This window comes from Micromonospora sp. NPDC005173, assembly GCF_040608515.1.
Lineage (GTDB): Bacteria > Actinomycetota > Actinomycetes > Mycobacteriales > Micromonosporaceae > Micromonospora.
In genome coordinates this window covers 131,973-154,087 of record NZ_JBEXIK010000015.1, presented here as the reverse complement: position 1 = coordinate 154,087, position 22,115 = coordinate 131,973, and the positions used below count along the sequence as shown (strand labels likewise).

The following is a 22,115-nucleotide window of genomic DNA, read 5'->3' as shown; positions in this document are numbered from 1 at the left end:
TACCGCAGCGTCGAGATCAGCACCCCCGCCGCTGACAGCAAGCAGACCGACAAGCTGCGCGCCGACGTCGTCAAGACCGTCGATGACGGTCGGGCTGTGGTGGCGAACATCGCCGGCACCAGCGTCGACACCGACGGCGTCAGCCACTCCTTCGAGGGTGGGCACTACATCAGCGTCGTCGGCTACCGCGACAACGGCACCATCGTCAAGATCGCCGACTCCGCCGACCCGAACCAGGCCTCCTACGAGGTCACCGTCGAGCACCTCGCCGACTGGATCGCCACCCGCGGCTACGCCACCAGCTGACCCTGAAGCGAACCAACCAACGAAGGGCCGGACCCCACCAGGGGCCCGGCCCTTCGTCGTTTGCCCGCGCGGACCGGCTGGGTATCCGGCATCGGCTCGACCGCCGCCAACCGACGGGCCCGTCGGCGAAGCCACCAGGAACCGGCGAGCACCGCGAGAACCAGCCCAGCCCAGGAGATGTCCTTGAGCCAGTGCTCGGCCGCCCGGCCCGTCAGATCGGTGGGCGCGCGGGGGCCGGGCAGGTGTTAGAGGCGGATGCCGAGGAGGGCATCCACGGTGTTGGCGAAGAGGGCCGGGGCGTCGGGGTCGTCGGTGGCGCCGGCGAGAGTCGCGTCGGCCCACCGGTCGGCAACCGCCAGGGCGCCGGGTGTGTCGAGGTCGTCGGCGAGCCGCTCGCGTACCCCGGCCAGCAACTCGGCACCGGACGGCCCGGCGGGCGCGGCGGCGGCCCGCCGCCAGCGGCCCAGCCGCTCCTGCGCCGCGCTCAGCAGCTCGTCGGTCCAGGTGCGGTCGCTGCGGTAGTGCCCGGAGATCAGCGCCAGCCGGATCGCCATCGGGTCGAGCTTGTCGGCGCGCAGCCGGGAGACGAAGACCAGGTTGCCCCGGGACTTGGACATCTTCTCGCCGTCCAGGCCGATCATCCCGGCGTGCACGTAGTGCTGGGCGAACGGCGCCTGGCCGGTCAGCCGCTCGGCGTGCGCGGCGGACGCCTCGTGGTGCGGGAACAGCAGGTCGTTGCCGCCGCCCTGCACGTCGATCCGGTCGCCGAGCAGGTTCAGCGCGATCACCGCGCACTCGATGTGCCAGCCCGGGCGGCCCGGGCCCAGCTCCCCGCCCGGCCAGGACGGCTCACCCTCGCGGGCGCCGCGCCACAGCAGCGGGTCCAGCGGGTCGCGCTTGCCGGCGCGGTCCGGGTCCCCACCGCGCTCCGGGAAGATCTCCAGCATCTGCTCGCGGGTCAGGTTGGACTCGTAGCCGAACCGGGGCGTGGAGGAGATGTCGAAGTAGACGTCGCCGGTGCCGTCGTCGAGCCGGTACGCGGCCCCGTCCTTGAGCAGCACCTCGACCTTGTCGGCGATGTCCGGGATCGACTCGACCGCGCCCACGTAGTGCGCTGGCGGGATGATCCGCAGCGCCTCCATGTCCTCCCGGAACAGGGCCGTCTCGCGCATCGCCAGGACCACCCAGTCCTCGCCGTCCCGGGCGGCCCGCTCCAGCAGCGGGTCGTCGATGTCGGTGACGTTCTGCACGTAGCGCACCGGGCGGCCGGCGTCGCGCCACATCCGCTGCACCAGGTCAAAGGTGATCATGGTGGCGGCGTGGCCGAGGTGGGTGGCGTCGTACGGGGTGATGCCGCAGACGTACATGCTTCCCGCGTCGACCGGCTCACTGGGGTGGACACCCTGCCGCGCCGAGTCGTACAACGCCAACGGCTCGCCCCTGCCCGGCAGCCGTGGCACCTCGTGTCCCGCCCAAGACTCCATGACCTCAGCCTAGCCAGCCCTAAGGCGACCCCGTGCCGCCCCACGGGTGATCAAGATGACAGTGGATCACATGGGCGGCCAGGGCACCGCTGGCCAGTCCTCCGGCGGCTGCGGGAAGCGGCCGGTCTGCCGCAGCCCGTCGACGCGGGCGGCCAGCTCGGCGATCTCGCTGATCGTCAGGTGGTCGGCCAGCTCCGCGCCGAGCGCTCCGGCGACCTGCCCGGCGAGCCCGTCGAGCATCTCCACGGCATCCGCCGGCAACTGCTTCCCGGCCCAGCCCCAGAGCACCGTGCGCAGCTTGTCCTCGACGTGGAAGCTCACCCCGTGGTCCACGCCGTAGATCCGGTCGTCGGCGCCGACCAGCACGTGGCCGCCCTTGCGGTCGGCGTTGTTGATCACCGCGTCGAGCACCGCGAGCCGGGCCAGCCGGGGGTCTTCGGCGTGCGCCAGCACGTACGCGGCGCCGTCGTCGTCACGGGCCGCGGCGATCGGGAACCAGCGCGGTGGCAGCTCCTCGGCGGGCACGAACCCGACCAGCGGCTCGGCGTCCGCCGGCTCGTCGATCCAGAGCTGGCAGGAGCCCGGGCCGAACGGGCCGTCCCGCAGCACGGTGGGTGGCACCAGGTCCCAGCCGGTGGCCCGGGACACCAGGTACGCCGAGACCTCCCGGCCCGCGAGGGTGCCGTCCGGGAAGTCCCAGAGTGGGCGCTCGCCACGGACCGGCTTGTAGACGCAGCGGGCGGAGAGCCCGTCCAGCGTCAGGATGCCGCGGAGGGTGGTGTTCGACGCGTCGACCAACCGCCCCTCCAGGTCGAGCGTGCCGTCGCGCAACAGTCGCAGCGCGGCGTCGCCGTCCTGGCGAGGCTGGAGGCCGGACGAGGTCACCGGTGATAACCGTTGTGCCGCGGGCAGAGGTGCCCGGCGGGGTCCAACGGCTGGCCGCAGAGCGGGCACGGGGGCCGGCCCGCGTTCACGACTCGCCGGGCCCGCTCGATGAACTGGCGGGTGGCCTGTGGGGTGAGCCGGACCCGGAGCCGGTCCAGGTCCTCGTCCGGCTCGTCGTCCTCGTCGTCGTCCTCGTCCTCGTCGTCCTCGTCGCCCAGCTCGACTTCGGCTTCCACCTCGCCTGCGGCGATCGCCTCGATCACCACGGTCGCGGTGTCCACGTCGAAGGCCAGCCCGAGGGTCCCGACCCGGAACTCCTCGTCGACCGGAGTGTCCAGTGGCTCGTTGTCGCCCACGACCGGCGCCAGCTCGGGCAGGTCCACCCCGAAGCGCCGTTGCGCCTCGGTGAGTAGCTCCTCCAGCTTCTCGGCGAGCAGGGACACCTGGACCTTCTCCAGCGCGACGCTGACCAGCCGGCCGCCGCCACGGGCCTGCAGGAAGAACGTGCGCTCCCCCGGCGGCCCGACGGTCCCGGCGACGAACCGCTCCGGCGGTTCGAAGGCGTGCACCTGGTGGGTCATACCCACGACCCTATCCGGCCCGCCATGGCATCGCGCACCCCACCGACGCGAATCACCGCGCGGCCCGCCGCGCCCGGCGCACCGGGCCTCGCACCCGGGCGTGGCGGACGCCGGCCGGTCACCGGCCCGCCCCCGCGCCGCCGCCGACCGGCGCGTCGGAGTCGGCCGCGCCGGCCGCCCGCGCCGCCCGGCGGCGCCGCTTGCTCGGCGGCGGCACCAGCCCGGCCAGGTCGCCCCCGGTGTCGTTGAGCCGCACCAGGAACGGCCGCAGCGTGGTGTACCGGATCGCCGTCACCGACGCCGGGTCGGCCACGATCCGCTGAAAAAGATCCAGGTGTACGCCGAGCGCGTCGGCCACGATCGCCTTGATCACGTCGCCGTGGCTGCAGGCCAACCAGATTGCCTCCGGTCCGTGCTCGGCCGTGACCCGGGCGTCCCAGGTCCGCACCGCCGCGACCGCCCGTGCCGCCATCGCCGCCATCGCCTCCCCCTCCGGGAAGACCGCGGCGCTCGGGTGCTGCTGGACGACCGGCCAGAGCGCCTCCTTGGCCAGCTTCTTCAGTGGCTGACCCTCCCAGGCTCCGTAGCCGCACTCGATCAGCCCCTCCTCCACCACCGGGGCCGCCTCGGGCAGCGCCAGCTCCAGGGTCTGCCGGCACCGGATGAGCGGGCTGGTCACCACTGCCGCGAGCGGCACCGGCCGCAGCCGCTCGCCGACCGCGGCCGCCTGGGCCCGGCCCGTCTCGTCCAACTCGACCGGCTGGCGGCCGGCCAGGCCGCCGTCCGCGTTCGCGGTCGTCCGGCCGTGTCGCAGAAGCAGAAGGGTCGCCACGGGGACCACCCTATGACCTGCCCCTACCGGGGGCGCCGCCCTCCGGCGTGCGGCCAGGTCCGCGCCGCCCGGCGCCGTCTCGGCGCGAAAACGGCAGGAGCCGCCAACACGACGGTAAAGTACCTAATGCCTGGCTTGTCCGGGTCCTCGCCTGGAGGGTGTGTGGACTGCGATGGGGGACTCGGCATCCGCGCGGCCCTCGATCACGTCGGACCCGCAGGACGTGTACCGGGAGTTCCGGCACCCGATCCTGGTCCTCGCCGTCACCACCGGCATCGCCGGCTTCGTGGACGCCTTCGCCTTCCTGCGCTACGGCGCATTCGTCGCCAACCAGTCGGGCAACGCCGTCCTCCTGGGCATCGGCCTGGCCGGAAGACACGCCGCCTGGCCCGAGTCCGCGGCCTCACTGATCGCGTTCGCCGCCGGGACGGGCGCGGTCTCACAGGTACGAGCGGCACGGAGCCGGTGGTCGCCGTCCTTCCGAGGGCTCGCCTGCGCCGTGGTCACGATGGCGCTCTGGGCGGCGCTCAACGCCCTGCTCCACCACGGCCGGCAGGGCGGGCTGCCGCGGATCGCGCTGGCCGCCGCCGGCGGCTTCGCCATGGGCGCGCTGGCGACACTGTTCGTCCGCACCGCCGGGATCGCCACCGCCATCACCTACCAGTCGGGCACGGTGGCGAAGATCGGCGAACGCATCGAGCGGTGGCTCGCCGGACCGGGCACCGGCCGGCGGCGGGCCAGACAGGGCACCTTCCTCGGGCTCCTGGCACTGACCTGCTACGCCGCCGGCGGTGGCCTCGGAACGGTGGCGCAGGGACAACCGCTCTGGGTGCCGGCCTGGGGGGCGCTCGCCCTGTCCACCCTGTCGCTCCTGGTCCGCTCCGGGCGGTCCGCGAGGTGATGGAGGCTGGCATCGCCCCCGTACCGACGTGCACCGGCTCAGCGCACGTCCGTCGCGAGTTGGACGTCCTGCACGAAGCACTCCGACCGGTCGGCGCCGTATCGGCCCAGCACGTCCAGCACCGCGGACACCGCCTCGCGCTCCACCACCACCTCGACCCGCGCCCGGCCCACGAGATCCTGGTCCTGCCAGTAGCCCCGGGGCAGCGATCGGGCGGTCGGTTCGGCGGTGGAGACCGTGGCGTCGAAGACCACGATGGAGGTGGCTCCCGCTTCGACCAGGGCATCTCGTAGCTGCCGCGTGGTCGGCAGCAGCGTCGGATCGACCGTCGCGGTGACCAGCCGGGGGTTCTGGATCGGCCGGGCGGGTCGTTCGGCGCCGCGCTCCCGTCCGGGCTGGCGGCGGCGCTGCGGTGCGCCGGTGCCGTTGAGACCTGCCACGCCACCCAGGTGGTACGCGTCGGCGTCCTGCTGGGCATGGTCGAGGTTGTCCTGCACCTCGGCGGGGGCACGGAGCCCGATGACGGCCTGCACGGCGGCGGCGATCGCCCAACTGAGCACGAAGGAGAAGACCACCACGCTGACCACGCCGACGATCTGGTGCCAGAGCAGGGATCCGCCGCCGCCGAAGAAGAGACCGTCCTTGCCGAGCGGGTTGACGCCGCTGTCGCCGAAGAAGCCGACCAGCAGCGAGCCGAGCATGCCGCCGACGAAGTGGACCGCGAGGACGTCCAGCGCGTCGTCGAGCCGGAGCAGGTACTTCAACCGCAGCGCGAAGTGGCAGACGATTCCGGCGATCGCTCCGATGGCGATGGCGGAGATCGCGTTGACGTACCCGGCGGCGGGGGTGACCGTCGCGAGCCCCGCGACGGCACCGGAGACGCCGCCCACCACGGTGCTGTGGCCGTCCTTCACCCGCTCGGCCACCAGCCAGACGAGCATGCCGGCCGCGGCCGCGAGATGGGTGTTGATCACCGCCTGGGCGGCCAGGCCGTTGGCCTGGAGTCCGTCCCCGCCATTGAAACCAAACCAACCGAACCAGAGGATGCCGGCCCCGAGGATGGTCAGCGGGATCGAGTTGGGCGGGGAGGCGGTCCGTGGCCAACCACGGCGGCGCCCGACGACCAGCAACGTGCCCAGCACGGCGGCTCCCGCCGAGGCGTGGACCACCATCCCACCGGCCCAGTCCTGGGTGCCGAACCGGGCCAGCCAGCCGTCGGGGTGCCAGAGCCAGTGCGCGACCGGTGCGTAGACCACGATGGACCAGATCGCCAGGAAGGCGACCCAGCCGGCGAACTTCAACCGGCCGGCCGTGGCCCCGGTGACGAGCGCGGGGGTGATCACCGCGAACATCATCTGGTAGGCGACGAACGCCAGGGTCGGAATGGTCACCTGGCCGGCGACCACGTGCAAATGTGGCGCGGGCGGGACCTTGAGATCGGTCAGGCCGAAGAGTTCGAGGTTACCGAAGAGGCCGGTGCCGGCGTCGTCGCCGAAGGCGATGGTGTAGCCCACCAGCACCCAGGTCAGGCTGACGACCCCCAGCGCGATGATGTTCTGCTGCAGCATCGCGAGCACGTTGCGGGTGCGGACCATTCCGCCGTAGAAGGCAGCCAGGCCGGGGGTCATGAACAACACGAGGCCGGTGCACACCAGCACCCAGGCGGTGTCGCCCGGGTTCACCGCGTCCTGAGCGAGCACGGAGCTCACCTCTCCTCTCGGTACGGTCAGACGGAGCGCTGCACCGTCGAGACGACGGTCTCCTTGGCGCGTTCGTGATTGGGCACCGGCGCGAAGTGCCGCTTGGGCAGCAGCAGCAACCAGGTGGCGATGTTGAACGGCCCGGTCAGCACAGGGATGGCCAGCGGGGTGAGGACGGTCGCCAGGGCCATCTGGACGAAGAGCGTCAACGCGATCCCGAAGAGGGTGTAGACGGTCACCAGCGCGCCGGGGCGGTGCAGCACCGCGCCCACGGCGATCGCCGTCAACACCGCGTTGAAGCCGAACAGGCCCTTGTCCAGCGAGGTCGCGTCGGCGCCGAACCAGAGCGCCAGCAGGGTCGCGCCGACGGCGCCGACCACCGCGAAGAGCGCCGACCAGCGGGAGTTGACCAGCAGCGCGACCAGGATGATCAACCCGCTGACCCAACTGTTGGTCAGATAGACCTGGGACACTCCGCGGAGAAAGGTGGGGACAAGGTCCCAGTCGAAGCGGCCACCGGTCAGCGGCCCCTCACCGGGAAACATCGGCTTCAGGTTGGTCAGCACGGTGAACCGGTCGAACTGGTACGCGGCCAACAGCAGCACCCAGGTGGTCAGCACGAACGGCATCGTGAACGCGGTCAGGCCCCAGGTCTTGAAGATCGCGTTCAGGGCCAGGGTGACCACCGTCGTGGCCGCCGCGCCGAGCACCAGGTAGAGCCACATGAGCGGCCGGTCATCGAGAAATGTCGGGACGGCGATCCCGGTCAGCAGCGGGCTGAAGCCGAACAGCCCCTTCCGCAACGAGGCATTGTCCACCCGGAGGGCGACGGCCGTGGCGGTGCCGACGACGAGACCGAGGACCGCTCCCCCGAAGATCCGTGGTTGCCCGTTCTCGAACGCTCCCCAGGCCACCGCGACGAGGATGAGCAGGCCGGTGAGCGGGTTGTTCTGCAGCACGACCTGTGCGGCGCCCCGCAGGCAGGCGTCGACGAACCCGACCAACGGGTTGCGGTCACCCAGCCTGTCCCAACCCTCGGTCACGCTCGTCACGGCAATCTCCTTCGCTGCGTCATCGCCAGCTGAACGCTGGCGGGAAGGTCCGCCCGGTCACCTCTTCGCGGGCGGCCACGCAGAAGGCGCGTACGGCGGCACGAACCGGCTCCGTCTCCTGCCCCAGGACCTTGAAGATGAGCCCCGCGTCGTTCGGCAGCCGACTGACGGCGCTGGTCAGCGGCGTCTCCTCGTCCCAGACCGGTGTCGAGGTCCGGTCGAAGACGCGGCCGGCCCGCTCGGGGTTGGTGAGCAGCACGACGTTGCCGAAGATATGGAAGCGATCCATGACCCCGACCCGCGCCACCGGGAACTGCCCGGGGGTCACCACGAACTTCTCCACGAACAACTGCCGGCCGTCGGGTCGCTCCGCGCGCAGCGAACAGGAGAAGAGGTCGTAGGCGAAGAGTTCGCCGTCGCGGTAGTACTTCCGGCCGGGCTGCAGGACCTCGCCGTAGAGCATGGTGGCGCTCTCCGGCAGCCGCACCTGGGTGTTGGTGATGAACCGGCTGCCCCGGTACGGGATCACCGGCTCCGGAAGGAACTCGAGGTAGGTGTCCTCGGAGAGGGTGAACCGCTGGATCTGCGAGCCGTAGTTCGCGTCCATTTCCTGGATCTTGGTGGCGGCCTGGGTCACCAGGTGCGCCTGGCTGCCGGGTGCCAGGTCGACGTCCATCCGCAGGCGGTCACCCTGCAGCACGCCGCCGGAGGTGGTGAGGATCATGACGCAGGGCAGCTCCGGCATCTCCTCGTCCCAGTAGAGTGCCCGCTGGACCAGCAGCGGTGACTGCCGGTAGAGATCGTGCAGGATCGTCCGGTCTCCGCGTCGCTCGAATCCGAGGCGCAGCACGCCGACCTTGCCATTGGACGCGGCGGGCAACTGGGCCGGTTGGTCCTGGTACGGCTCCAGTTCCCGCGCACTGTCCAATGTGATCATGCGACCACTTCGGCGTCGAAGAGCGCGTTGCGGCGGATCAGCGAGACGAGCTCATCGATGCCCTCGCCCGTCTTGCAGTTGGTGAACACGACCGGCTTGCCGTTGCGCATCATGTCGGCGTCGCGCGCCATGACGTCGAGATCGGCGTCCACGTAGGGCGCGAGATCGGTCTTGTTGATGACGAGGATGTCGGACTTGGAGATCCCCGGGCCGTTCTTCCGCGGGATCTTGTCGCCGGCCGCGACGTCGATGACGTAGATGAAGTAGTCGACCAGCGCGGGGCTGAACGTGAGGGTGAGGTTGTCCCCGCCGCTCTCGATCAGCACCACGTCGCTGTCCGGGAACCGGGACTCCATGTCCTCCACGGCGGCCAGGTTCATGCTCGGGTCCTCCCGCACGGCCGTGTGCGGGCAGGCCCCGGTCTCCACCCCGAGGATCCGTTCCTCCACCAGGACCCCGGTCAGGGCGCGTCGTACGTGCTTCGCGTCCTCCGTGGTGACGACGTCGTTCGTGATCACCAGTACACGCAGTCCGTTGTCCACGAAACGGGGCACGACAGCCTCGATGATCGCGGTCTTACCGCTGCCCACCGGGCCGCCGACGCCGATACGACTTGCCGACTTCATGATGTGACCTGTCCTTCTGGGAGACGTTTTCAGGTTCAGGAAGATGGGGATCGCGGAAATCGGCTCTCAGCTCATGAACATCCGCACGTGGACGTGCTGGTGCGCGGCGGCCAGGACATCGGTGTGAGGCCCGAAGGTCTGCATATCGTCGAGGTCCGCGGTGCGTACGTCGCGGTAGTCGTCGGTGACCTTCTCGTTGACCGCGAAGAGGATCGACTGCGCGTCGAGGTGGTCGACCCGCATCAACCGGATCGCGGCACTGAGCACCGTCGAGGCCGCGCCGTACTGGTGGGCCGCGAAAGCGTCCTCTTCGGGCACCCCGAGGTCGGCGAAGACCACCCCGAGCGCGACCGGATAGGTGACCGGCGCGCCGGTCGCCGACTCGCTGAGCCGCTTCTTGAGCAGGGTCTCCCCGACGATCCGGGTCGCGGCTTCGGCCAGCTTGCGCCCCATGCGTACGGACATGATCCGCATCTCTTCGTTGATCTTGCGCAGGTGGACGGCTTCGTCCGCGCGCCGGATCCGGTCAAGGTCCCCGTTGGTGGCGGCACGGTGCCCGACGAGCAGGGCGACACCGTCCCCGGTGGCGGCGAGCCGGGTGACCGTCCGGACGTAGTCCTGGAGGGTCGTCCGGTCGTGGACCACGCCGTGTTGGACGGCCATCTCCAGGCCGTTGGAGAAGGAGAAGGCGCCGACTGGGAAGACCGAGTCGCCGAACTGCAACAGCTTCAGGGTTTCGTCCATGGTGCGCACGTCCGGCCCCATTCAGTTGAGGTCGGCGGGGAGATGGGAGTGCGGCGTCGAGTCGGCGCCACCGAACAACCGCCGCGACTCGTGCGGCGCGAGATACGCGATGACCTCGGTGCCGGGGACGAACTCGTGGGTGATCCCGGTGAACGCGTGGGTGCGCATCACCGAGTCCATGACCTTGCGGTCCACGGTCAGCGGGACGTACATCCTGGTGCCCTTGACCACGGCCGGCCAGTGCTGGTTGCCGATGGCGTGACCGAGTTCGACGGCCGAGCGGATGAGCAGCTCGGCCGACTCGCCGCGCAGCTTGTCGAGGTGGACCACCATCACCTCGCCCAACTGCACCCGGGCCACCACCGCCGTGGCGGTCAGGTCGTCCCAGGCGAGGACGTCGCCGTCGCGCAGCCGGACGCCACGTGCCAACGCGACCGACAGCTCCGCCCCGGAACTGGTCATCTTGCGGATGCGGCTCTTCTGGGCGTCCCACTGGTCGAGGACCAGGTCGTCGATGCGCGCTTCCCGGAGGCGGAGCGTCCAGTCCGGCTCGTTCATGTTGCCCAGCACCGTCTCAACGAGCACGGGCCTCTCCTTTCGGTCGGTGTGCCGGGACCAGGCGGGGGCGAGACGGTCCCGACGGTGTCAGCTGAAGAAGTAGAGCTGGCTCAGGGGCAGAGTCCTGGCCGGTGGCACGGTCGCGTGGACGCCGTCCATCTTCACGGCGAAGGTCTCCGGATCGACTTCGAGCTTCGGAGTCCGGTCGTTGCGGACCATGTCGCGCTTGGTGAGGCCCCGGGTCCGGTACACGGGCATGACCTGCCGTTGCAGGCCGAGCTGCTCGGCGACGCCGGACTCGTGCGCGGCCCGGGACACGAAGGTCACGCAGGTCTTGGCGAGCTGGCTGCCGAACGCGGCGAACGACGGCCGGTAGTAGACCGGCTGCGGCGTCGGCAGCGAGGCGTTCGGGTCACCCATGATCGACCAGGCGATCATGCCGCCCTTGAGGACCAGCTTCGGCTTCGTACCGAAGAAGGCCGGCTCCCAGAGCACGAGATCGGCCATCTTGCCCGGCGTGACCGAGCCCAGCACGTGCGAGATCCCCTGAGTGATCGCCGGGTTGATGGTCATCTTGGCCACGTACCGCAGCACCCGGAAGTTGTCGTTGGCGCTGGAGTCCTCGGCGAGCTTGCCGCGGACCGTCTTCATCTGCCCGGCGAGCTGGATGGTCCGCAGCCAGGTCTCGCCCACCCGCCCCATGGCCTGCGAGTCGCTCTGCATCATCGAGATGACGCCCTCGTCGAGCAGGACGTCCTCGGCCGCGATCGTCTCCGTCCGGATCCGGCTCTCCACGAAGGCCACATCCGAGGGGACCTGCGGGTTGAAGTTGTGGCAGACCATGATCATGTCGTACAGCTCGGACTGGCTGTTGATGCCGTAGGGCACCGTCGGCGTGGTCGAGCTCGGCAGCACGTTCATCTGGCTGGCGATCTTGATGACGTCCGGTGCGTGTCCACCACCGGCGCCCTCGGTGTGGAAGGTGTGGATCGTCCGGCCCTCGAACGCGGCGATGCTGTCCTCGAGGTAGCCGCTCTCGTTGAGAGTGTCCGTGTGGATGCTGACCTGCACGTCGAATTCGTCGGCGACGTCCAGGCAGGCCCGGATCACCGCCGGCGGCGCACCCCAGTCCTCATGGATCTTGAAGCTCGGCGCGCCGGCCATGATCTGTTCCACCAGGGGCGCACGGCCGGTGCTGTTGCCCTTCGCCATCAGGCCGATGTTGATCGGAATGGTCTCGAAGGCCCGCATCATCGCGTGGATGTTCCACGGACCGGGGGTGATGGTGACGCCGTTGGTGCTGTCGGTCGGGCCGGTGCCGCCTCCCCACAGGGTGGTCACGCCGTTGCTCAGGGCGGCGTACGCCTGGAACGGAGTCACCAGGTGCACGTGCGTGTCGATGCCCCCGGCGGTCAGGATGAGGTGCTCGCCGGAGATCGCCTCGGTACCCGGACCGGTCACCAGCTCGGGGGTGACCCCGTCCATGATGTTCGGGTTGCCCGCCTTGCCGATGCCAGCGATCTTGCCGTCCTTGACACCGACGTCGGCCTTGATCACGCCGAGAGTCGCGTCGAGGACGGTCACGTTCGTGATGACCAGGTCCAGTCCACCCTGGGCGTTGGTGTACTGGTTGTTGACCCCCATGCCGTCGCGCAGCGTCTTGCCTCCGCCGTACATCACCTCATCGCCAAGGACCCGGAGATCCTTCTCGATCTCGATGTGCAGGTCGGTGTCGCCGAGCCTGATCTGGTCGCCCGTCGTGGGGCCGTACATCCCGGAATACTCTTGCCGCGAAATCTGGCTCATCGAATCATCTCTCCTGCCCGAGGCTGGCAGCCCTGCGGGATAGTGGATCTACTGTTTCTTGCCCTTGGGGTTGTCCTGCTCCGGGCCGAACTTGAAGCCCCGGGTCTTGGCGTTGTGGATCGCCTCGGTCCGGTCCGGCCGGTAGCTGGGAGTCGACTCGCTGCCGGTCCACCCCTGCACCAGGCCGTTGAACCCGTACACGCGCTGCTGGCCGCCGAAGGGAATGAGCTGCACCGTCTTCTTGTCGCCCGGCTCGAAGCGGATGGATGTCGTCGCCGGGATGTTCAGCCGCCTCCCGAAGGCCGCCTCGCGGTCGAAGGCGAGCATCCGGTTGGCCTCGAAGAAGTGGAAGTGTGAACCGATCTGGATCGGCCGGTCACCGGTGTTCTGGACGACGACTTCGGTGACCGGCCGACCCGCGTTCAGCTCCAGCGGCTGGTCGCTCAGCACGTAGCCGCCGATGGGTCGCACGTGCTTCGAGTTGGGTCCGGGATGCTGCTTGGCCATGTCCTGCTCCGCCTTCCTGGAGATCGCGTCCTGCGCCTATCGGATCGGTGAGTGCACCGTGACCAGTCGCGAGCCGTCGGTGAAGACCGCCTCGACCTGGATCATGGGCAGCATGTCCGGCACGCCCGGCATCACGTCGTCGGCGCTGAGCGTGCTGCGGGCCTCGTTCATGACCTCTTCGACGGTCTTGCCGTCCCGGGCACCCTCCAGCGCGGCGGCGCAGATCACCGCGACGGCCTCGGGGTGGTTGAGCTTGACCCCCCTGGCCTTCCGGGCGTTGGCGACGATGGCCATCGAGAGAATCGTCAGCTTGTCGAATTCCTTCGGTGTCAGATGCACTGTCCTGGTCCTTCGCGACTGTCGGTCGGGAGCCGCCAGGCCGCCGAGCGGACTCGCCACAGGGCGAGCGCTGACACTCGACCCAATATGGCCTTCTTTGTCCAAGAGACCCGTTATGGGCGGCTTCGGATCGAACGTACGCTTCAGCCCTGCGCCGCGGGTCAGAAGCCGAGAATCGCGCCCCCGTCGTTCAGCCAGACCGGTCGTCGGCCCGGTGCGGGCGACGACCACGACCGGTCTGCCACATCTGTTGGATCTCTTCGAGGGTCCTGCCCTTCGTCTCCGGCAGGTATCGCCAGATGAACAGGAAGCCGAGCACACAGGTGCCGGCGAAGAGCGCGAACACACCCGACCTCCCCAGGGCATCGAGCATGCTCAGGAAGAACTGCGTGACGAGGTACTCGGTGCCCCAGTGCGTAGCGGAGGCGATCGCCACGCACCGGCCCCGGATGCGACCCGGGAAGATCTCGTTGATGACAGTCCAGGCGGTCGGTCCGATCGACATGGCGTAGAACGCCACGAACATGACCACGCCGACCAGCAGGAAGATGCCCGCGTCGGTGGGATGGTGCCCCGTCGCTCCGGCCGTCTGCGCCGCCGGATCCATCTTCGCGAAGCTGACGCTGACCACCGCGAGCGAGACCGCCATGCCCAGCAGCCCGACCAGCAGCAGCGGCCGACGACCGAGCCGATCCAGGAAGGCGACCGCGACCAGCGTGAAGAGGGAGTCGACGCCGCCGATCGCCCAGGTGGTCGCGGCCAGTTGCGCCTGCGGGGTGTGGAACCCGGCGGCCGAGAAGATCGGGTCCGCGTAGTAGATGATCCCGTTGATCCCGGTCAGTTGTTGGAACAGGGCCAGGCCGACACCGAGCGCCAACGGGCGCCGCCACCGTGTCGAGAGCACCTCCCGCCAGCCCGCCTTGCCGGCCGTGAGGCTCTCCTCGATGGCGTGCAGCCGCTGGGACACCTTCTGCTCCGGGACGGTCGCCTTCAGCGACGCCTCCGCCCGGCGCTTGTCCCCCCGTCCGAAGTACCAGACGGCCGAATCGGGGATCACGGTGGTGACCAGGGCGAGGGCCACCCCCAGCAGCATCGCCGCCCCCAACAGGTAACGCCAGGAGGTGCCCGCCTCGAACAGTTCGTCGGCCAGGTAGCCGATGAAGATGGCGAAGGTGGTGGAGAACTGGTAGACCGCCAGGAGGCTGCCGCGGATCCGTTCCGGCGCGGCCTCCGCCGCGTACATCGGCCCGGCGACCGAGGCCACCCCGATGCCCACCCCGAGGATCAACCGCGCACCGAACATGACCCCGATCACGGGCGCGGACGCCTGCAGGACCGTGCCCACCGCGAACGTGGCGGCGGCGACCCAGAGTGCTCCCCGGCGACCGATCCGGTCCGCGAGGTGACCACCGAGCAGCGCGCCCACCAGCGCCCCGGGGGTCACCCAGCTCGCGGCCACCTCGACGGCGAAGGTGTTCGCGTGGAAGGTCTGGCGGATGTCGCGGAGCGCCCCGCTGATGACGCCCTGGTCGTAGCCGAAGAACGCGCCGGAGAGCACGACGATCGAGACGACCGCGACGAGGTTGCGTCTCGGTGGCCTCCCCCGCCCGCGCGTCCCGCCGGCGCTGGCAGTCACGGTCGCCCCTCTCTGACGCGAGCCACCGGCAGGTCCCATCCGGGAGACAGCCCGATATCGAGAGGATAGGTGCGCTAGATCTGACTTGTGCCAAATGACCGAAACGGCGGGTACGGTCACGGCTGCCGGCCCCGACACGGACCGGCCCCCGTTCCCTCAGCGGGGACGGGGGCCGGAGCCACGACTACTGCTGGATCAGGTGGCGCTGATGGTGCCCGTCATCAGCAACGCGAGCACCAGAGTGCCCAGCGCGACCCGGTACAGCACGAAGACGTACAGGGTGTGGTGGGCGACGTAGCGCAGCAGCCAGGCGATGGCCGCGTAGCCGATGCCGAACGCGATCACCGTCGCCACGATCATCTGAGCGACGGAGGGCGCGGACGTGCCCGGGGCGGACGGCTCGAAGACGTCCCCGAGGCTGAACACGCCGGACATCACCACCGCCGGGATGGCCAGCAGGAACGAGTACCGCGCCGCCGCCTCCCGGGTCAGGTTGAGCAGCAACCCGGCGGTGAGCGTGCCCCCGGAGCGGGACACCCCGGGGATCAGCGCCATGGCCTGGGCGAAGCCCATCACCACGCCGTCCTTGAGCCGGAAGTTCTCCAGGGTGCGGGTCTGCCGTCCCCAGTACTCGGCGAACGCCAGCACGAACGCGAACACGATCAGCGTGGTCGCCACCACCCACAGGTTGCGCCCGGCCGTCTTGATCTGGTCCTTGAACAGGAAGCCGAGAAGCCCGATCGGGATCGAGCCGACGATGACGTACCAGCCCATCCGGTAGTCGAGGCTGGAACGGACCGACTTGTCCCTGATGCCGACCAGCCAGGTCCGGGTGATCCGCCAGATGTCCTTGGCGAAGTAGATCAGCACGGCCGCCTCGGTGCCGAGCTGGGTGACCGCGGTGAACGACGCCCCGGCGTCGCGGTCGAAGAAGATCGCCGAGGTGATCCGCAGATGCCCCGACGAGCTGACCGGAAGGAACTCCGTCAGGCCCTGGACGATGCCCAGGACGATGGCCTCGACCCAGGTCACTCGCCGACTCCCGAGAGGTCGAGCGCCTCGGCGACGGTACGCAGCGTCTGCACGCCGCTGTCCCGGTCGGCCACGAACAGGGTCACCGACAGGGTGGTGACGCCCGCGGCGGCGTACTCCCGCATCCGCTCGGCGATGCGCTCCTTCGGGCCGAGCAGCGAGGTGCGGTCGATGAACTCCATCGGCACCGCCGCGGCCGCGTCGCGCTGCCGCTTGGCCAGGTACAGGTCCTGCACCTCGCGGGCGGCGTCGCCGTAGCCCATCCGGGTGGCGAGCTGGTTGTAGAAGTTCTGCTGCCGGCTGCCCATCCCGCCGACGTACAGCGCGGCGTACCAGCGGACCAGCTCGGCGCAGGACGCCACGTCGTCGCCCACGACCACCGGCACCGAGGGCACCACGTCGAAACCGGCCAGCTCCTTGCCGACCTTGGCCCGCCCGGCGCTGACCGAGGCGAGCTGCTCATCAGCGAACTCGGGCGCGTAGAACACGGCCAGCCAGCCGTCAGCGATCTCGCCGGCCAGCTCCAGGTTCTTCGGGCCGACCGCGGCCAGGTAGATCGGGATGTGCTCGCGGGGCGGGTGGAAGCCCAGCCGAAGGGCCTTGCCGGGGCCGTCCGGCAGCGGCAGTGTGTAGTGCTCGCCGTCGTACGCCACCTCCTTGCGGGCGATGGCCAGCTTGACGATGTCCACGAACTCGCGGGTCCGGGCGAGGGGCTTGGCGAAGCGCACACCGTGCCAGCCCTCGGAGACCTGCGGGCCGGAGACACCCAGGCCGAGCCGGAACCGGCCGCCGGAGAGCGCGTCGATGGTGGCCGCCGTCATCGCGGTGGCCGCCGGCGTACGAGCGGGGATCTGCATCACCGCGGCGCCCACGTCGATCCGTTCGGTCTGGCCGGCCATCCAGGCGAGCATGCTGGGCGAGTCGGAGCCGTAGGCCTCCGCCGCCCACACCACCGAGTAGCCGAGCCGGTCCGCTTCCTGGGCCAGCGCCAGGTGGTCTGCTGGCGTGCTCCACGCCGTCTGGTAGCCGAGGCTGAGCCCGAGTCGCAATGGTCCTCCCCCATTCGTGGCACAGGTCGCACCAGGTTACGCAATGCCGATAACAGACCCGATCACCGGCTCGACACCAATGATCCCTCGTCCGTCGAGGTACCCGCCGAGGGCGGAACCGGCAGAACCGGCAGAGATGACGGGAGCGAGGATATCGGTGGCGGCGGGTTCGAAATAAGGTTCACCCATGCAACAGCGACCGCTCGGCCGAAGCGGGCTGGCGGTTTCCCGGCTCGCGCTCGGCACCATGACCTGGGGCCGGGACACCGACGCCGACGATGCGGCCGCCCAGCTGAAGAGTTACCTGGACGCGGGCGGCAACCTGATCGACACCGCCGACGTGTACGGCGACGGGGACGCCGAGTCGGTGATCGGCTCGCTGCTGGGCACCCTCGTTTCCCGCGATGACCTGCTGATCGCCACGAAGGCCGGGTTGCGCCCGGGCAGTGGCCGGCGCCGCGACGGCTCCCGAGGGCACCTGCTGCGCACCCTGGATGCGTCGCTGCGCCGGCTCGGCACCGACCACGTCGACCTGTTCCAGGTGCACGGGTACGACCCGGACACCCCACTGGAGGAGACCCTGGCGGCGCTGGACCACGCGGTGGCCAGCGGCAAGGTCCGCTACGTCGGCGTGTCGAACTTCTCCGGCTGGCAGACCGCGCGGGCCGCCGCCTGGCAGACCGCCTGGCCGGGCCGGACGCCGGTGGTCGCCGCCCAGGTGGAGTACTCGCTGCTGGAGCGGGGCGTGGAGCGGGAGGTGCTGCCCGCGTGCGACGCGCTCGGCCTCGGCGTGCTGCCCTGGTCGCCGCTGGGTCGGGGGGTGCTCACCGGCAAGTACCGGCACGGGCGTCCGGCCGACTCCCGGGCCGCCTCGCCGCACTTCGAGCGGTTCGTCGCGACGTATCTGGAGCCCCGCTGCTCCAGCATCGTCGAGGCGGTGGCCACCGCGGCCGGCGGGCTGGGCGTGTCGCCGCTGGAGGTGGCGCTGGCCTGGATCCGCGACCGGCCGGGGGTGACCGCGCCGATCCTCGGCGCCCGGACCGTCGGGCAGTTGCTCGGTGCGCTCCAGGTGGAGCGGATCACGCTGCCTGAGGAGATCACCACCGCGCTGGACGACGTCTCGTCGGTGCCGATCGGCTACCCCGAGCGCGACAGCTGACCCACCCGCCGGTTCACGGCGTCGGGCGCTGGCCGGGAAGATCGCGGATCGCGGTCAGGAACCGGGACTGGTCGTCGCGCAGTGCGGGCTGGGCAATCCGGATCCACGAGCCGTCGTCGAAGAAGATGGTGGACGAGAACTGCACCAGCCCGGCCACGCCTCGCTCCGAGTCGACTCGGGCCACCCGGCCGCGCTCCACGCTCCACAGCACCCGTGGCTGGCGCCGGTCGGGCCGGTCGGCGTCGGGGCGGGACCCCATCCGCAGCAGGTGCAGGTGGGTGTCGGTCACCGCCAGCGGTGTGCCCGTGTAGCGCTCCAGGAAGAGCAGCAGGCTGCCGGCGAGGGTGGCGAGGTCACCGCTGAAGACGTACCGGCGCCGGTAGGCGATCTCGGCGAGCTGGTCGGCCAGCGGACGGTACAGGCTCAGCCGGAACAACGCCCGGAACGCCTCCTGCTCCTCGGTCAGCGGAATCGGCTCCCGCTGCACCGGCTGGTGTGGCGGGCCCGGCTCCGGCTCGGCCGCCTCCGGCAGGCCCACCGCGATGGCACCGGCCTTGCCGGGCAGCAGCAGCACGCCCGCCGCCAGCCGGACCGGCGTCAGCACCGCGTCCACCCAGACCACCGGGTTGACGATGTTGAGCAGCCCGAACAGCACCGTGGGGTCGAGCGCCTCGGCCATCTCGCCGGCCACCCGGTCGGTGAGCTGCCGGCCGGCCTTGTGCGTCTCCGGGGTACGAACCGGGGCAAGCCCCACATAGCGGAGCTCCTGCCCCGGCAGCAACGGCGCGACGAGGGCACGCTCGGGCTCGTCGCTGGTGCGGAACTCGTCGCGCAGCTCGCGGGCCTTGTCACGGGCGACCCGCGCACCGCCGAGCACCGCGTCGGTGAACCGACCCAGCCGACCCCGCTGCCCTGACGTCACGCGTTACCTCCTCGATCGGCCTAACGGCCAGCGGGCGGCTGCCCGAAGACATTCTGGTCAATCCAGTCGGCGCCGCCCTGCACCGCCTGGTCGATCTGGTCGCCGACCTGGTCGCTGCCGGGAACGGAGAGGCCGGTGGTGAACGCGACCGACCCCCACGTGACGCCGTGCACGATCGAGTTCGGCACATTCCACGGCAGGTTGGTCGCCCAGTCCCGGGCGATGACCCGGGCGCCGTCGGCGACGCCGTGCGCCCGCAGCGCGCCGGCCCGTTCGAGGGCGCCCATGTCGAACGGCGAGCCGGACTTGCCCAGCTTGTAGGTGCCCTTCGTCGGATCGAGGAACTTGTGGTGCCACTTGTCGGCCTTGCCGGCGGCGTGCCGCTTGTCGGCGTACTTCTGGCCGGTGCGCAGTTTCTTCTGCATGTCGACCAGCTTGTCGAGGTGGGCGCGCAGCTTGCGCAGGTACAGCAGGACCCGCTGGAGCAGGCGGATGACCTTCTGCAGGTGCGCCGCCAGCGGCCGGATGACCTTCAGCATCCGGGTGGCCACGATCAGGCCCCTGGTCACGGCCACGCCCACGCCGGCCGCCCAGGACGCCCCCATGGTCACCGGCGCCATCAGCAACGCCGTCACGAGCGTCACCAGGAGCCAGTTCACGAACTCGACGCAGAGATCGACGAGCACGTCGTGCACGGTCTGCAGGCCGTCGGCGACGCCGCGCAGATACTCGGCGGTCGCGGTGAACTGCTCGGCGACGTCGAGCAGTTGCTGTTCGACCTCGGCCATTCGTTGGCCGTACGCCTCACCGGCGGGCGAGCGCCACCCGGCCTGGGCGGCCTCGCGGGCGCCGCGGTGCCCCTGCGCCAGGTCGCGGACCTGCGCGCCCAGCGCGTCCCACTCGGCGGCCTTCGCGCGCAGGACGGCGGGCTCGCCGTCGACCATGTCGACGATCTGGATGAGCGGCCAGGCGAGGGTCCGGCAGACGCTGTTGACCGCGTCCTGCACCCCGGAGAGTGCGCTGTCCAGGCCGTTCCACAGCTGGACGGCGCTGCCGGCCGGCCCGCTCATCCGGGCATCCCCGCCTGGATGGCCTTGAACCCGGAGTCGAGGTCCTGCTCGGTACGCTCGTACGCCTCGGCCGTGTCGGCCAGCGCGCTGGCGACCCGGCCGAACGCGGCCTGCGCGGCGGCGAACAGCTCCAGGCCGCCGCCGACCTGCTCGGCGTACTGGGCGCGGAGCATGTCACTGGCGAACGGCAGATGGCCGAAGGCGCCCGACGGCACGTCGCCGGCCGAGGCGAGCTGACCCTCCAGTGCGGCGAGCGAGCTGGTGACCTGCTTGGCGGCTGTCTCCAGTCGACGGACCGCCTGCACGTCGACATCGATGTCCGGCGGCATGCCGTTCCTCCCCCATGTGTCGAGCGCACCGACGATACGATTCCCCGGCCACCGGGCACCACCCGGGTGCACCGTCCACGGGGGAGGGACCTCAATGGCTGACCCGATGTCCGCGTTCGACGCGCTCGCCGGGCGGATCGCCGACGTCGAACGCCGGTTCGCGGGGCTCCGCGACGACCTGGCCGACCTGTCCGGCACCGCGACCGACGAGAGCGGGCTGGTCTCGGCGACCGTCGACGCCACCGGTGCGCTGACCGGCCTCACCGTCGCGCCCGCCGCCCTGCGCGCCGGCACCGAGGGGTTGGCGGAGCTGGTGCTCGACGCGTACCGGCAGGCCCGCACGGCGGCCACCGAGAACGTCGAGGAGCACACCGAGGGGTTGGACGTCGCGCTCGGCGCGGGCGTGACCGATCTGTTCGGCAAGCCCGGCGACTTCTCGGCGCTGGGCCGTCTGGAGGAGGCCGTCAGCCGGCTGGGGCGGCTGGACGACCGCCTGCCGGGCTCACCGGCGTGACCTCGCCTACCTGGCCGGAGATCGTCGCGCGGCTGCGGGACACGGTCGCCCGCTGCGGCCGCGACACCGACCTGGAGCTCTCCGCCGGTTCGCGGAGGATCAGGCTGCTGGTGCGCCGCGACGTCGTGCGGGTGGTCTGCCCGGGCTACGACGAGGCACGCCTGGCCGCGCTCGGCTGGCACCGCCCGACCGGCGACGGGGACTGGTGGTACGAGGGGCCGCGCGCCGCGGAGCACCTGGAGCCGCTCAGCGTGTTCGTGGCCCGGACCGCCGCCGAGGTGCTGACCGACAGGCCGGGAGCGCTCTCCTGCCGGCCCGTGCGACCGGCCACCGGCCCCACACCGGCGGCGCGGTCGGCCCCGCCGGCCACCCACCCGCCGGCACCCGCCCCGCCGGCCACCGCCCCGGCACCCGTCGAGGCGGAGCCCGCGGTGGTGGCGCTGCTCGCAGCGGCCGCCGACCGGCGCGACCTTTCCGGATACCTCGGAGTGCTGGCCGGCGCCACGGTGTGCGTCCCGCTGGCCGGGGAACCGGCGGCGGACGCCGACTTCCCGTGGACGGTGGTCGGCGACGCGACCGGGGCGGCGCTGCTGCCGGTCTTCACCTCCCCCCGGGCCCTCGCCGCGTTCGCCGGGGACGGCGTGTCGTTCGTCGCACTGCCCTGCGCCGAGCTGCTCGAGGATTGGCCGGACCCGTCGTGGGGGCTGGCGGTCGACCCGGGCAGGGCCCGGACGGTCGCCCTGGCCGCGCCGGCGCTGGCGGCCCTGCTCACGGCGAACGCCCCGCCCGGCTAGCGCCCGGCGCAGCGAGGAACACGCGGCGGCACCCAGGGTGGCACGAACCACCCACGGCAGCGGCGTCGGTCACCCCGCAGGGGGTGGCGAAGGGCCGCTGGGCTGGGCAGCATGGATGGCATGGACTACGAATACGCGCCGCTGCGGTTGCCGCCGAACGTCGACCGGTTGACCGCCGCGGCGCAGCTGGCGATCCAGGCGGAGTTCTCCGGATGGGAGTTGGCCCGGGTGCGGTTGTTCCGCGACGGCACCCGGCAGGTGGTGCTACGCCGGCGGCGGGTCAACCACCCGCAGCCGGGTCTGTCGTACTGAGGCCCGCCGAGCCGAGCCGGTGAACGGCCGGCCGACGGCA

24 protein-coding genes and 1 pseudogene are annotated in these 22,115 nt (G+C 70.9%); 6 read left to right on the top strand and 19 right to left on the bottom strand.

Features of this window, described 5'->3' with window-relative positions; genetic code table 11:
- On the top strand, positions 1-306 hold a 306-nt coding region (locus ABZV00_RS19130), incomplete at its 5' end, for a C39 family peptidase (protein WP_355607896.1).
- 245 nt (positions 307-551) lie between these two features.
- Here ABZV00_RS19130 and mshC read toward each other — a convergent pair.
- The 4 genes from mshC to ABZV00_RS19110 form a co-directional block, all read right to left on the bottom strand.
- Positions 552-1,790: a cysteine--1-D-myo-inosityl 2-amino-2-deoxy-alpha-D-glucopyranoside ligase gene (mshC, locus tag ABZV00_RS19125; RefSeq protein WP_355607893.1), complete on the bottom strand. Its 1,239-nt coding sequence runs from the start codon at positions 1,788-1,790 to the stop codon at positions 552-554.
- Positions 1,791-1,856: 66 nt separating this feature from the next.
- Complete coding sequence (locus ABZV00_RS19120) at positions 1,857-2,675, bottom strand: SCO1664 family protein (RefSeq protein ID WP_355607891.1); 819 nt, start codon at positions 2,673-2,675, stop codon at positions 1,857-1,859.
- Entirely contained in the window at positions 2,672-3,256 is a 585-nt protein-coding gene (locus ABZV00_RS19115; RefSeq protein WP_109819168.1) for a DUF3090 domain-containing protein, read from the bottom strand. The genes ABZV00_RS19120 and ABZV00_RS19115 overlap by 4 nt, the downstream gene beginning before the upstream one ends.
- A 118-nt stretch (positions 3,257-3,374) precedes the next feature.
- Entirely contained in the window at positions 3,375-4,097 is a 723-nt protein-coding gene (locus ABZV00_RS19110; protein ID WP_355607888.1) for an MSMEG_4193 family putative phosphomutase, read from the bottom strand.
- A 163-nt stretch (positions 4,098-4,260) separates the two neighbouring features.
- Between ABZV00_RS19110 and ABZV00_RS19105 the strand changes: the two genes are divergently transcribed.
- On the top strand, positions 4,261-4,989 hold the full coding sequence (locus ABZV00_RS19105) for a YoaK family protein (RefSeq protein ID WP_355607885.1): 729 nt from the start codon (positions 4,261-4,263) through the stop codon (positions 4,987-4,989).
- A gap of 38 nt (positions 4,990-5,027) precedes the next feature.
- On the opposite strand, the gene ABZV00_RS19100 is transcribed toward ABZV00_RS19105, so the two are convergent.
- The 12 genes and pseudogenes from ABZV00_RS19100 to ABZV00_RS19045 form a co-directional block, all read right to left on the bottom strand.
- Complete coding sequence (locus tag ABZV00_RS19100) at positions 5,028-6,689, bottom strand: ammonium transporter (protein WP_355607882.1); 1,662 nt, start codon at positions 6,687-6,689, stop codon at positions 5,028-5,030.
- Between the two features lie 26 nt (positions 6,690-6,715).
- Positions 6,716-7,741 carry an urea transporter gene (gene yut / locus ABZV00_RS19095; protein ID WP_355607879.1) on the bottom strand — a complete coding sequence of 342 codons (1,026 nt, stop codon included), beginning with the start codon at positions 7,739-7,741 and terminating at the stop codon, positions 6,716-6,718.
- Positions 7,742-7,760: 19 nt separating this feature from the next.
- Positions 7,761-8,678, bottom strand: coding sequence for an urease accessory protein UreD (locus tag ABZV00_RS19090; RefSeq protein ID WP_355607876.1), 918 nt, complete (start codon positions 8,676-8,678; stop codon positions 7,761-7,763).
- Positions 8,675-9,304: an urease accessory protein UreG gene (gene ureG / locus ABZV00_RS19085; protein ID WP_355607874.1), complete on the bottom strand. Its 630-nt coding sequence runs from the start codon at positions 9,302-9,304 to the stop codon at positions 8,675-8,677. Before ureG ends, ABZV00_RS19090 begins: the two co-directional genes overlap by 4 nt.
- 66 nt (positions 9,305-9,370) lie before the next feature.
- Positions 9,371-10,048 carry an urease accessory protein UreF gene (locus tag ABZV00_RS19080; RefSeq protein ID WP_355607871.1) on the bottom strand — a complete coding sequence of 226 codons (678 nt, stop codon included), beginning with the start codon at positions 10,046-10,048 and terminating at the stop codon, positions 9,371-9,373.
- A gap of 21 nt (positions 10,049-10,069) precedes the next feature.
- The gene (gene ureE, locus ABZV00_RS19075) at positions 10,070-10,633 is read right to left on the bottom strand and encodes an urease accessory protein UreE (protein ID WP_355607868.1); all 564 of its coding nucleotides are present in this window, start codon (positions 10,631-10,633) and stop codon (positions 10,070-10,072) included.
- 60 nt (positions 10,634-10,693) lie between these two features.
- Positions 10,694-12,412 carry an urease subunit alpha gene (locus ABZV00_RS19070; RefSeq protein ID WP_355607866.1) on the bottom strand — a complete coding sequence of 573 codons (1,719 nt, stop codon included), beginning with the start codon at positions 12,410-12,412 and terminating at the stop codon, positions 10,694-10,696.
- A gap of 171 nt (positions 12,413-12,583) precedes the next feature.
- Positions 12,584-12,919, bottom strand: a pseudogene (locus tag ABZV00_RS19065) (urease subunit beta); the annotation flags it as partial.
- 36 nt (positions 12,920-12,955) lie between these two features.
- Entirely contained in the window at positions 12,956-13,258 is a 303-nt protein-coding gene (locus ABZV00_RS19060) for an urease subunit gamma (protein WP_355607863.1), read from the bottom strand.
- A 190-nt stretch (positions 13,259-13,448) separates the two neighbouring features.
- Positions 13,449-14,894 carry a sugar porter family MFS transporter gene (locus ABZV00_RS19055; protein ID WP_355607861.1) on the bottom strand — a complete coding sequence of 482 codons (1,446 nt, stop codon included), beginning with the start codon at positions 14,892-14,894 and terminating at the stop codon, positions 13,449-13,451.
- 195 nt (positions 14,895-15,089) lie between these two features.
- Complete coding sequence (locus ABZV00_RS19050) at positions 15,090-15,926, bottom strand: undecaprenyl-diphosphate phosphatase (RefSeq protein ID WP_328416961.1); 837 nt, start codon at positions 15,924-15,926, stop codon at positions 15,090-15,092.
- Entirely contained in the window at positions 15,923-16,975 is a 1,053-nt protein-coding gene (locus tag ABZV00_RS19045; RefSeq protein WP_089021139.1) for an LLM class F420-dependent oxidoreductase, read from the bottom strand. Before ABZV00_RS19045 ends, ABZV00_RS19050 begins: the two co-directional genes overlap by 4 nt.
- 187 nt (positions 16,976-17,162) lie before the next feature.
- On the opposite strand from ABZV00_RS19045, the gene ABZV00_RS19040 reads away from it, so the two are divergent.
- Entirely contained in the window at positions 17,163-18,134 is a 972-nt protein-coding gene (locus tag ABZV00_RS19040) for an aldo/keto reductase (protein WP_328416966.1), read from the top strand.
- Between the two features lie 13 nt (positions 18,135-18,147).
- Here ABZV00_RS19040 and ABZV00_RS19035 read toward each other — a convergent pair whose 3' ends face one another.
- The 3 genes from ABZV00_RS19035 to ABZV00_RS19025 are packed head-to-tail and all read right to left on the bottom strand — an operon-like array spanning position 18,148 to position 20,455.
- On the bottom strand, positions 18,148-19,056 hold the full coding sequence (locus tag ABZV00_RS19035; protein WP_328416968.1) for a hypothetical protein: 909 nt from the start codon (positions 19,054-19,056) through the stop codon (positions 18,148-18,150).
- Positions 19,057-19,076: 20 nt separating this feature from the next.
- The gene (locus ABZV00_RS19030; RefSeq protein ID WP_355607856.1) at positions 19,077-20,126 is read right to left on the bottom strand and encodes a hypothetical protein; all 1,050 of its coding nucleotides are present in this window, start codon (positions 20,124-20,126) and stop codon (positions 19,077-19,079) included.
- A complete protein-coding gene (locus ABZV00_RS19025; RefSeq protein WP_328416972.1) occupies positions 20,123-20,455 on the bottom strand; it encodes a hypothetical protein in 333 nt (110 codons plus the stop codon). The genes ABZV00_RS19030 and ABZV00_RS19025 overlap by 4 nt, the downstream gene beginning before the upstream one ends.
- Positions 20,456-20,549: 94 nt before the next feature.
- Between ABZV00_RS19025 and ABZV00_RS19020 the strand changes: the two genes are divergently transcribed.
- The 3 genes from ABZV00_RS19020 (at position 20,550) to ABZV00_RS19010 (ending at position 22,075) form a co-directional block, all read left to right on the top strand.
- A complete protein-coding gene (locus tag ABZV00_RS19020; RefSeq protein ID WP_355607852.1) occupies positions 20,550-20,969 on the top strand; it encodes a YbaB/EbfC family nucleoid-associated protein in 420 nt (139 codons plus the stop codon).
- Positions 20,966-21,763, top strand: coding sequence for an SseB family protein (locus tag ABZV00_RS19015; protein ID WP_355607849.1), 798 nt, complete (start codon positions 20,966-20,968; stop codon positions 21,761-21,763). Before ABZV00_RS19020 ends, ABZV00_RS19015 begins: the two co-directional genes overlap by 4 nt.
- A gap of 120 nt (positions 21,764-21,883) precedes the next feature.
- Positions 21,884-22,075: a DUF5703 family protein gene (locus ABZV00_RS19010; protein ID WP_252414786.1), complete on the top strand. Its 192-nt coding sequence runs from the start codon at positions 21,884-21,886 to the stop codon at positions 22,073-22,075.
- Positions 22,076-22,115: the final 40 nt, after the last annotated feature.